Source organism: Allobosea sp. 05T422_2 (assembly GCF_056396265.1).
Genome location: NZ_JBFTLD010000024.1, coordinates 1 through 10,976, shown reverse-complemented (window position 1 = coordinate 10,976; position 10,976 = coordinate 1). Strand labels below are relative to the sequence as shown.

Annotated in this window: 6 protein-coding genes; 2 read left to right on the top strand and 4 right to left on the bottom strand. The window is 66.0% G+C overall.

Going from position 1 to position 10,976, the window contains the following annotated elements:
* The first annotated feature begins 73 nt into the window (after positions 1-73).
* Positions 74-4,558: an autotransporter domain-containing protein gene (locus tag AC1DJT_RS06995; RefSeq protein ID WP_476833795.1), complete on the top strand. Its 4,485-nt coding sequence runs from the start codon at positions 74-76 to the stop codon at positions 4,556-4,558.
* Positions 4,559-4,684: 126 nt separating this feature from the next.
* On the opposite strand, the gene AC1DJT_RS06990 is transcribed toward AC1DJT_RS06995, so the two are convergent.
* The 3 genes from AC1DJT_RS06990 to AC1DJT_RS06980 all read right to left on the bottom strand — a co-directional run bounded on the left by AC1DJT_RS06990 (position 4,685) and on the right by AC1DJT_RS06980 (position 8,188).
* Positions 4,685-5,359 (bottom strand): phosphoribosylanthranilate isomerase, encoded by a 675-nt coding sequence (locus AC1DJT_RS06990; protein WP_441504539.1) that lies wholly within the window; start codon positions 5,357-5,359, stop codon positions 4,685-4,687.
* 122 nt (positions 5,360-5,481) lie between these two features.
* Positions 5,482-6,099: a GyrI-like domain-containing protein gene (locus AC1DJT_RS06985; protein ID WP_476833794.1), complete on the bottom strand. Its 618-nt coding sequence runs from the start codon at positions 6,097-6,099 to the stop codon at positions 5,482-5,484.
* Positions 6,100-6,400: 301 nt separating this feature from the next.
* Positions 6,401-8,188, bottom strand: coding sequence for a peptide ABC transporter substrate-binding protein (locus AC1DJT_RS06980; RefSeq protein ID WP_476833793.1), 1,788 nt, complete (start codon positions 8,186-8,188; stop codon positions 6,401-6,403).
* A 514-nt stretch (positions 8,189-8,702) separates the two neighbouring features.
* Between AC1DJT_RS06980 and AC1DJT_RS06975 the strand changes: the two genes are divergently transcribed.
* Positions 8,703-9,419 carry a carbonic anhydrase gene (locus tag AC1DJT_RS06975; RefSeq protein WP_441504541.1) on the top strand — a complete coding sequence of 239 codons (717 nt, stop codon included), beginning with the start codon at positions 8,703-8,705 and terminating at the stop codon, positions 9,417-9,419.
* A gap of 142 nt (positions 9,420-9,561) precedes the next feature.
* Here AC1DJT_RS06975 and AC1DJT_RS06970 read toward each other — a convergent pair whose 3' ends face one another.
* The gene (locus AC1DJT_RS06970) at positions 9,562-10,911 is read right to left on the bottom strand and encodes an LLM class flavin-dependent oxidoreductase (RefSeq protein WP_476833792.1); all 1,350 of its coding nucleotides are present in this window, start codon (positions 10,909-10,911) and stop codon (positions 9,562-9,564) included.
* Between the last annotated feature and the right edge of the window lie 65 nt (positions 10,912-10,976).

The following is a 10,976-nucleotide window of genomic DNA, read 5'->3' as shown; positions in this document are numbered from 1 at the left end:
GGCGCACGAACTTAAACAATAGCCAGAGATTGCTGCGCCGGACAGCGATGTTTTGCATGCATGAGACGGACTGATGACATCGACCTTGTTGACCAACGCATCGCGCGGTTTGCGCCGCGGGCGGCTCTTGTCCACCACCGCGTTGGCTGGATTGGTCCTGATGTTTCCGGGCGCGGGCAGCTACGCCCAGACCCTCGTGACGGATGGCATTTTGGTCGTGAGCTCCGACGCTCAGCTCGGCGCCGATACCGTCACCGTCGACAATTCGACCAACAAGAATGCCACGCTGCAGATCAATGCCGGCGTCAGCATCGGCAACGAGATCACCGTCAACAACGGTGGCACGCTGAGCAATGCGGGCACCCTTTCGCGCCTGGCYGCGGGGCAGGTTGGCGTGCTGTCCATGGCAGGGGGCGCCACGGTGCATAACCTGCAAGGCGCAACGATATCCGGGCAAACGCAAGGCGTGTTGGTGCACGGAGGCGGCACGCTGACCAATACCGGCGGCACGATCACCGGTGCGACGCTCGATGGGGCGTCGTTCGGCGGAGACGCGACGGTCACGAACACGCAGGGCGGAACGATCAGGGGCAAGCGAGCCGGCGTGCTTGTTTTCGRAAAYGGAACAGTGACCAACACCGGAGGCACGATCATTGGCACCGACGTTTCCGGCGTGCAAATCGACACAGGAACGATCTCGAATACGCTGGGCGGAACCATCACGGGCCGGGACAGCGGCGTGACGGTGACTGCCGGCGGCACGATCATCAATGGTGCCGGCTCGACGATCGAGGCCGCGCTGGGGGCCCTGGCGGTGAGCTCGGTCATCGGAAACGTCTCGCTCAGCAATGCGGGCAAGCTGATCGGGCACGTGGCCCTGCGCTCCAACGCCAATGGCGATGAAATCCACGATGTCACGCTGTTCACAGGCTCCAGCATCACGGGCAATCTGAGCTTCGGCGCCAATGCCGCCTCCACGCTGACGCTGGATGGCACCGGCACGCAGCTCTATTCGGCGGCCGTCGGCGGCACGACCAGCYTCAGCRCCGGCRCRCTYRTCAAGCAGGGCAGCGGCACCTGGACGCTGGACAAGGCGATGACGCGCAGCGGCGCCACGCAGGTCAAAGCCGGAACCCTGGCGGTCGCCAATAATGCGGGCCTGGGCAGCGGCTCCGTCACGGTGGACAACAGCGGCGCTCTCGGCGCCACGCTGAAGATCAATGCGGGCATCAGCATCGGCAACGAAGTCATCGTCAACAACGGTGGCACCCTKAACAACGCTGGCACCATTTCGCGAACGGCTGCAGGGCAGGTCGGCGTGCTGTCCACCGCGGGCGTCGCCACGGTGGTCAACGCAGCCACCGGGCGGATCGAGGGGGATTATGTCGGCGTGCAGCTCGGTGATGGCGGCACGGTGACCAACCAAGGCGGCACCATCACAGCCGTGAGCCACGGCGTGCTGCTCGACAAAGGTGGCGACGTGAGCAATCTCGGCGCCACGAGTGTTATCCGCGCCAGCGGCACTGATGGCCTCGGCGTGTTCATCAATACAGACGGCACTGTGACCAACGGGACCGGCGCGAGCATTGCCGGCGGGTTGGGCGGCGTCCGCATCTGGGGTGCCGGCACGGTGACCAACACCGGCGGCACCATCAGCGTGACCGCGGACAACCAGGGTCACGGCGTGGAGATCGTCGTCGGCCAGGGCACCGTCACCAACGAGGGCGGCGGCAGGATCACGGGCAAGCTCTACGGGGTGAGCTTTGCCGATGGCGGGACGGTGACCAACACGGCAAGCTCGATCATCGCCGACGGGACAGATGCCCTTGCCGCGGGCGTGGGCATCAGCGGCGGGGCGGGCACGGTCACCAATACCGGGTCGGGCAGCCTCATCAAGGGCCCCTCGGCGGGGGTCCGTCTGATCAATGGAGGCACGGTGACCAACGGCGCTGGCGCCACCATCGAGGGCACGGCATCGGTGCAGGCTATCGGCGGCAACACCGCGCTCAGCAATTCCGGCGCACTGAAAGGCAATGTGGCGCTGCGCGCCGCGGGCACCAACACGGTCACGCTGTTCACCGGATCCAGCATCACGGGCAACCTGGGTATCGGCACCAACGCAGCCTCCACGCTGACGCTGGATGGCGCGGGCACTCACCTTTACTCGGCGGCCGTCGGCGGCACGACCAGCCTCAGCACCGGCGCACTCGTCAAGCAGGGCAGCGGCACCTGGACACTGGACAAGGCCCTGACGCGCAGCGGCATGACCCAGGTCAAGGCCGGGACGCTGGTGGTCGCCAATACGTCAGGCCTCGGCTTCGGCGGCAACGCGACGATATCGGGCGGCAGGCTGCAATTCGGTGACGGCGCAGCGGCTGGAACCTACACTCTCGCCGGCACGATCGACGTGACCGGTGGCAGCCTGGCGATCCAAAACCTGGCGGCGGTGAAGGTCGCGCAGGATGTCCGCTTTGCCAATGACACGGCATTGTCGATCATCGCTTCCACCGGCGGTCCCTTGCTGCAGGCCGAACGCGTCACGCTCGGCAGCAATGTCGCCTTCAACCTCAGCGGCATCAGCGACGCGAACGGCCTGGACAAGCTCCTGATCGATACGCGCTCGGGCCTCAGCGGCGACTTCGGCACGGTCACGGTCGGCGGCTTCCATGGGACGGTGGACTATCTGACGCTGGCGACCCGGAAGTCGGACGACAGCAAGCACTATCTCGCCAGCTATGGCTTGAGCTGGACTGCGGGCAATTCTCGCGCGCATGGCACGTTCACGCTGACCAATGCTGCCGACAGGTTCGATATGGGCGCAGCGCTGAGCGACCGGGCGCCCAATGCCGCAACCGGCTGGGACGGCAGATCCCTGACCAAGGCGGGCGCCGGCACGCTCGTGCTCACGGGCGCCAACACCTTTACCGGCGCAACCACGGTCAATGCCGGCACGCTCGTCGTCAACGGCTCGACCGCGAGTGCGACGACCGTGAATGGCGGTGGCACGCTCGGCGGCTCGGGCACGATCGGCGGCCTTGCCGTGATGAGCGGCGGCACGGTCGCGCCCGGCAACTCGATCGGCACGCTGACCATTGCCGGCAATGTCGCCTTCGCCGTCGGCTCGACCTATCAGGTCGAAATCAATGCGGCCGGACAGAGCGACCGGATCAATGCGTCGGGCATTGCGACACTGTCGGGCGGCGCCGTCCAGGTCCTGGCAGAGAACGGCAATTACGCGGCCTCGACGAACTATACCATCCTGACGGCGGGCGGCGGYGTCAGCGGGCGGTTCACCGGCGTCAGCTCGAACCTCRCCTTCCTGACGCCCTCGCTGGCTTATGACGCGCAGAACGTCACGCTGACGATGAGCCGCAACGGCACGTCGTTCGGGCCGGGCGGCGGCGGAGCCTTCATCGCCTTGACGCGCAACCAGAGCGGGATCGCGGTCGCGGCGGAACGGCTGGGTGCCGGCAATCGGATCTATGACAGCTTGATCTCGGCGACAGCCGATGAGGCGCGCGCCGGTTTCGACCAGCTCTCGGGCGAGGCCCATGCCCAGGGCGTCGCGGTCGCGATCGCCGAAAGCCGGCTGCTCCGCGAGGCGATCCTCGGGCGCCTGCGCGGGCCGCTGCTGGTGGCGCCAGGCCAGAGCGTCGCGGCGGAGTTCACGGCCGATCTGCCGAACGCGAAGGGCGCAATCATGCTGCCAGCGCCGCGCTTCGAGGAGCGCTTCACCATCTGGGGCGAAGCGGTCGGAGCACAAGCGAACACCAATGGCGACGGCAATGCGGCGAGCCTCTCCCAGCGCACCGGCGGCGCCATCCTCGGCGCCGACCTCAAGCTCTACGAGACGGCGGCGGGCTCGCTTCGGGTCGGCGTTGCCGGCGGCTACACCCGCTCGAATTTCGATGTCGACGCCAGGCTGTCCTCCGGCCGGTTGGAGAGCGGCCATGCCGCACTCTATGCCGGCGCCCGCCTCGGCGCATGGCGGCTCGATGGCGGCCTGGGATATTCGTTCGGCGAAACCAGCCTGACCCGCCAGGTGCAGCTCCGCGGCTTTGGTGACAGGCTGCGCTCGGATCGCGACAGCCAGGTGGCCCAGGCCTTCGCTGAGCTGGGCTATGCCTTCCGTTTCGAGCAGTTTGCCCTCGAGCCCTTCGCCCAGCTCGTCCTGCTCCGGGTCTCATCCGGCTCCGGCCTCGAGCAGGGCGGCGCGGCCGCACTGCGCGTCTTCTCCGGCGACCAGAATCTCGGCTTCACGACCTTGGGCCTGCGCGCCGAGGCGCAGATCGGCACGATGCCGCTCTTCGCCCGCGGCCTGCTCGGCTGGCGCCATGGCTTTGGCGAGCTGACGCCGCGAGCAGCCACGGCCTTCCTTGCCGGCACGACCCCGGCCTCGGTCTACGCGACGGCCATCGATCGCAATGCGCTGGTCGCCGAAGCCGGGCTCGACTGGCGCGCCACCGCCTCGACCACGGTCGGGATCACCTACTCCGCTGCCATCGGCGAGCGAACCCGCGATCACGCCCTCAAGGGACGCATCGACATCAGGTTCTGAAGGCGAGCGCAGGCCGGTTCCGGCGCCGTGGGTCGCGCGGCCGTGCCAGGCGCCGGGAAACGAGATGGGCCTTTTGCGCGGGGGCAGGATGCCCGGGTTGGCCAAGCGCGCCCCGCGCGCCCGCCTCTAGGCCGGGTTCAGAGCGTCATCCGCCTTCCGCACGGCCAAGGCAAAATCCGCCAACTTGACCGGGTCGAGCTGGCCTGCTGTCCGGACGCCCGAAGACAGATCCACGCCGAACGGCCTGACCTGTCGGATGGCAGCGCCGACATTTGCCGGGGTAAGCCCGCCCGCGAGGAACACCGGCAGAGGGCTGGCATCGACGAATTCGGCGCTGATCGCCCAGTCATGCGGGCGCCCGGTGCCGCCCAGTTCCGGCGTCGCTGCGTTCGGACTCCCTGAATCGAGCAGGAAGGCGTGAACATACGGGCTGTAGGCCTGGATCATCTCCAGCGCTGCGCGGCTCTCGACATGGACGACCTGAACGCGGCGCAGATCAGGCTCGATCTCGGCCAGGCGGGCGGACTCCGCCGGATCGATGTTCCAGAGAATCTGGACCGTACTCGGACGCGTCCGGCGCACATGGGCCGCGATCGCCTCGGCTGTCCGCTCGACGGTCAGCAGGAATGTCGCGACGGGAGGCGGCGTGAGTGTCGTGATCGCGGCGACTGTCGGGTCCGCGACATGGCGAGGACTGGAAGGCCCCACACAATTGAAGCCAAGAGCGTCGACGCCAGCCGCTACCGCGAGGCGGGCTTCATCGGCTGACGCGATCCCGCAAACTTTGATCCGGGTTCTCATATCCCAGCAATCCGCCAAATCGGTTCATGACGCAATCTCGGCTCTTCGCCCCGCGGATAGCCTTCGTGCTCGTGGACAGCAGACATTGGCGCATGGGCAGGAGCCGATTTCCGCCCTGCCCCCTATGCCAAGGATATCACCGGCTGGCGAAGGACCGTTTTGAGCCTGGCCGCTTCAGTCTTGCGCGGATCGCTCAGATAGATTTCGTGGTGGGGGCCGTTGAAGGTCACCCCCTTGCGCGGYATCACCTCATCATGGAGCCGGGCCAGGATCGGCCCCTCCTCATCATAGCTGCCGACATGCAGGGTCTGGAGCGAGAGCCCTTCAGCATAGAATTCGTGGCGCAGGCTTTGCGGGCGCTGCCCAAGCTTTCCCTCCGTTTTGGCCACCGCCTTCTCGAACATGTCATGGGTGACGAATTCAGGAACCATAATCATCATCGTCCAGCGCCACAGGTTCTTTTGGCGGGTGATGAAGCTCCGGGGATCGTCGGTCCACCACAACCCTTCCAGCGGCGGCACCACATAGTCCCTGCCGAGCGCAGCCTTTGCGGCGAACTTCACGGCATAGCTGACCCCGTAGAGCCATTCGATCGCCGAACGGTAAGCCGGTGCGGTGTTGGGATCGCCTTCAGCGTTCACCTTCACAAACGGCATCTGCGGCACGTCGACCAAAGCGAAGTCCCCGGTGGGCGGGTCATAAAGTGGTCTGAGGGCTTTCTTGAAATCGATCTTCGCCATCCGCGTCCCCCGTTCGCTGTCACCGAAACGACTGTGCGATGACAAGGAATGGCAGCAGTCGCTCGCGGAACGGGCCCAATGTGCCCGCAGCCGGACATGGGCGTTCAGAACAGGCCAAATCTGTTCGCGTGCCAGATCTATTCGCGTGCAAGTCGGAGGCCGGCCAGATTTCATCGAAAGCCTGGTCGATGAATTCGCCGGGCCCTGCCGCAGCGGGGTCGCGACGCCGTGCGGATGCCGGCGCCGCGGATATCGGTTGCGGCCCCTCACCGAGATGTCCCGGTGAGGGGCTGCTTCGTGCTTAGTTGCGATACCAGGAAGCGAGGTTCCAGGTGTCCACGTCCCAGCCGCTGTGATCATGCGCGAGGGTCAGCGCCGCAGCGACGACCTTGGTCCGCGACAGGACCGGCAGGATCACGTTGGCCTCGCAGAAGATCTCGTTGACCTTGATCAGCAGCGCAGCGCGCTTGGCCGGGTCGAGTTCCTTCTGCGCGGCCTTGTAGGCCTCGTCAGCCGCCGGGTCGGAGTAGCGCGAGACGTTGCGGCCGAGCCACTTGTTCTCCTTGTTGGCGATTTCCCAGGACACGAACTGGTTGAGGAAACGCTCCGGATCCGGCTGCGGCTGCGTCGTGGTGTACATCTCCATGTCGACATAGAGCTTGGTGTAGGTGTCGGGGTTGGCGACGTCCGAGGAGAAGAACACGGACGCAGTCACCGACTTCAGCTCGAGATCGATGCCGGCGCGCTGGCAGGCCTGCTTGATGATGGCCTGGACCTTCTGACGCGGCGCGTTGATCGAGGTCTGGAAGACGAACTTGAGCTTCTTGCCATCCTTTTCGCGGATGCCGTCGGCACCCTTCTTCCAGCCGGCGTCGTCGAGGATCTTGTTCGCCTTCTCGAGGCTGAATTCGTATTTCAGCTTCTCCGACTTGAACTGCTTCGGCTGGTTCACGAAGCTCGCCGTCGCGATGCCGCCGCGGCCATAGATGAACTTCTGGATCGAATCGCGGTCGATCAGCAGGTTGATCGCCTGGCGCACGGCMGGATCGCTGAGCGTCGGATGCTTGGTCTTGACGCTCGAACGCTCGCCATCGACCTCGGTCCACGGGTCGGTGGTGTTCAGGGTGATGAATTCCACGTCGCCGGCCTGCGCTGCACTGATCCTGCCGCGACCACCCGTCTCCATGCGCTTGAGAACTTCGTCCTCGACCAGCGTATCCCAGGCATAGTCGTATTCGCCGGTCTGCAGCACGGCGCGCGCCGCCGAGATCGCGTCACCGCCGCCCTTGACCTCGAGCGTGTCGAAATGCGGCTTGTTCTGGACGTGGTAATTCTCGTTGCGCGTGCCGGTGAGCACGTCGCCCGGCTTGAAGTCGACGAACTTGTAGGGGCCGGTGCCGACCGGCTTCAGGTTGGCCGGAGCCTCACGCGACTTGGCGCCCTTGTACTCGCCGAAATGGTGCTTCGGGATGATCATGCCGGCGACGCCGACGAAAGCATCGGCCCAGAACGGCGTCGCTTCCTTGAAGATCACCTTGACGGTGTGGGAGTCGATCTTCTCGACCTTGATGTCCTTGTAGGCGCCGGTGGTGTAGGCGGCAGTCGCCGGATCGGCGGCATATTCCCAGGTGAAGACGACGTCATCGGCCGTGAACGGCTTGCCGTCATGCCAGGTCACGCCCTGCTTCAGCTTCCAGGTGACGCTTTTGCCGTCCTCGGAGAGGCCGCCATTGGCCTTGGTGGGAGCTTCGGCCGCGAGCTGCGGGAAGAGATTGCCCTCCTTGTCCCAGCCGGCGAGCGGCTCGTAGAAGACGCGCGAGGCGACCTGGTCCTTGGTGCCGGAGGCGAAATGCGGATTCAGCAGGGTCGGTGCCTGCCAGAGCAGGATCTTCAKCGGCCCGCCGCCGCCAGCCTTCGTCGGCTTGTATTCGATCGTTGCGTTCGCCATTGCGACGCCGTTCCAGGCGAGGATCTGGCTCGCGATCGGCGCAGTAATACCCACTGCCGCCATTCGCTGAATAAAGGAACGCCGCGAGAGGCGACCTTCCTTCAGATTGTTCACCATCCCCTGGATATCTTGACTATTCATGACTTACCCTCAGATTCATCTGACAAGAGACCGGTCAATAGATTGACCGGATCCAGCCTTCTTTTATTAAATCTAAAGCGTGACGATGCTTTGGATTCAACGCTGGTGGTAAGAGCTACAGAATTAAGCCCGGCTTAAGGCAATCGGCGAAGGTGGCGCTTAAGGTCCGCTTCCGGCACAAGCCAGATATGCGGGAGCCGCGCAGCGCGACCACGCCGGACACCGGATGCTCGCCGATCGGCCAGAAGTGGAGCGACTGCCCCCTCGCGGACCACTGAGGCCTTCAGCGGGCCGCCAGCCCGGACTCAGGACGGATGGAATGCCGCAATGGGCCGGGTTCAGGCGGGCTACCCATGAGGAAGCCCTGCAAAATCCCCACTTCGCAGTATCCCCATCCTGTAGCAGTAATAGGGCGCAGGCTGCGTCTGCGAGCCTGGCGGCAAGGATCGTGAATCGCCGCGCTCAGCGGCCGGGGCTGCGCGCCATGCAGGCCGTTCTGGAGGAGACTTCCGTCATGTGTGATCTCTGCTGCTCGCCCGCGCCCGGCCTGTCCCGCCGTGGCCTGTTTTCCGGCATGGTGGCCCTTGCCGGCGCCGCCGCCCTGCCCCGGCAAGCCTTCGCCCAGGCCGCGCCCCCGCAGAATGCGATCTCGCCCGACGAAGTGCTGAAGCGGCTGATGGAGGGCAATGCCCGCTATGCCGCGAACACCCCGACCAATCAGGATTACTCGGCCGGCCGGGCTGCCCGCGCCAGCGCCCAGTATCCGGTGGCTGCGATCCTGAGCTGCGCGGATTCGCGGGTCTCGCCGGAACTCGCCTTCGACCAGGGCCCCGGCGACCTCTTCGTGGTTCGTCTCGCCGGCAATTTCGTCAATGACGATGGCCTGGCCAGCCTCGAATATGCCGTGAAATACCTCAACACGCCGCTCGTCATGGTCCTTGGCCATTCGGGCTGTGGCGCCATCGACGCCACGATCAAGGTCGTGCGGGACAAGGCGACCCTGCCGGGCCATCTCCAGGAAATGGTGCGCGAGCTCAGGCCGGCGGTCGCGGCCGCCAAGGCCGGCAAGCCGGACGACCTCCTTGCCGCGGCGATCGCGGAAAACATCCGCCGCGGCAAACGCCGTCTCGAGACCGCCAAACCGATCCTCGCGGAGTTCGTTGCTAGCAGGAAGATCAAGGTCGTCGGGGCACATTACGAGCTGGCGAGCGGCAAGATCACGCTGCTCTGAGGCATGACCGGGGCCGGGCGGTCCCTTGCGACGTGACAAGCCCCCTCACCCGCGCCGTTGTATCGGGTTGATCGTAGCACCTCCCCAGGACCACCCGCMCGAGACAGCTCCCGTAGCGCGGTCTCGGCGCGCGCTGCGGCGATCAGGCGGATCTTTGCAGCGGCGCCTGCTGGTCGAATTGGCTCGGCACCGGATCGAGCCCCAGGCGCTGGCGTAAGGTGCCCTCGCCATACTCGGTCCGGAACAGTCCGCGCTTCTGCAGCAATGGCACGACCTCGCTGGTGAAGAGAGCGAACTGGCGCGGCAGGATCGGCGGCATGACGTTGAAGCCGTCGGCCGCGCCCGAGACGAACCAGTCCTCGATCACATCGGCGATCTGCTCGGGCGTGCCGGTCGCGGTGAAATGCCCGCGCGCTCCGGCAAGGCTGTGCAGCAACCCGCGCAGCGTCGGCCGCTCGCGCCCGACCAGGGCGGTGATCGCCTGCGCCCGGCTGCGCGAGGCCTGCACCTGCGAGGGATCGGGAAAATCGTCGACCGACAGGACCTGGTCGAGCTGCAGATGCGAGAAATCATGGCCGCCGAAGCGGTTCGACAGGCGCGACAGGCCAACTGTCGGGTGGGACAGCTCGTTCAACTCCTCCCATACCCGCTTCGCCTCGACTTCAGTCGAGCCGATCGCAGCGCTGATCCCGGGCAGGATGACGATCTGGTCGCCCCGGCGGCCGAGCACGCGGGCTTGCGTCTTGATGTCGGAATAGAAGGCAATCGCGCTCTCCTTGGTGAGATGCGCGGTGAAGATCGCCTCGGCATAGCGGGCCGCGAAAGCACGGCCATCGGTCGAGGCGCCCGCCTGGACGAAGACGGGCCTCCCCTGCGGCGAGCGCGGGATGTTCAGCGCGCCGGCAACCCCGAAATGCGTGCCGCGATGGTCGGCGCGGCGGATCCGGTCGGGCCTGGCGAAATGCCMGGTCTCGCGGTCGTCGAGGATCGCGTCCGCCGCCCAGCTGTCCCAGAGTTTCGAGGCAACCTCGACGAACTCGTGAGCCCGCTCATAGCGCTGGTCGATCCCGGCCTGCCGCTCCTGGCCAAAGTTCCCCGCGGCCGCCGGCGCCCAGGAGGTCACGATGTTCCAGCCGATGCGGCCGCCGCTGAGATGGTCGAGCGAGGCGAGCTGCCGGGCGAGATTGTAAGGCTCGCTATAGGTCGTCGAGGCCGTCGCGATCAACCCGATGYGCTCGGTCAGCGCCGAGAGTGCGCCGAGCAGGGTCAGCGGTTCGAGTTCCCCGCGCGCCGCATGTTCAAGCTCGTCGCCCAGCGCGACATGGTCGGCGAAGAAGACGGAATCGAGCTTTGCCGCCTCAGCCGCCAGCGCCAGGTCGCGGTAGTAGGCGACGTCGGTCAGCGCCCGCTGCGTCGAACCGTCGTGACGCCAGGCCGCCTCGTGATGGCCGCGACCGTTGATGAAGAGATTGAGGTGAAGTTCACGGGTCATGGGTTCGCTCTCTCGGGTGTCGGTCAGATGGGATCGGTGACGCCGAGGGCGGCGAGGAGTTCGCC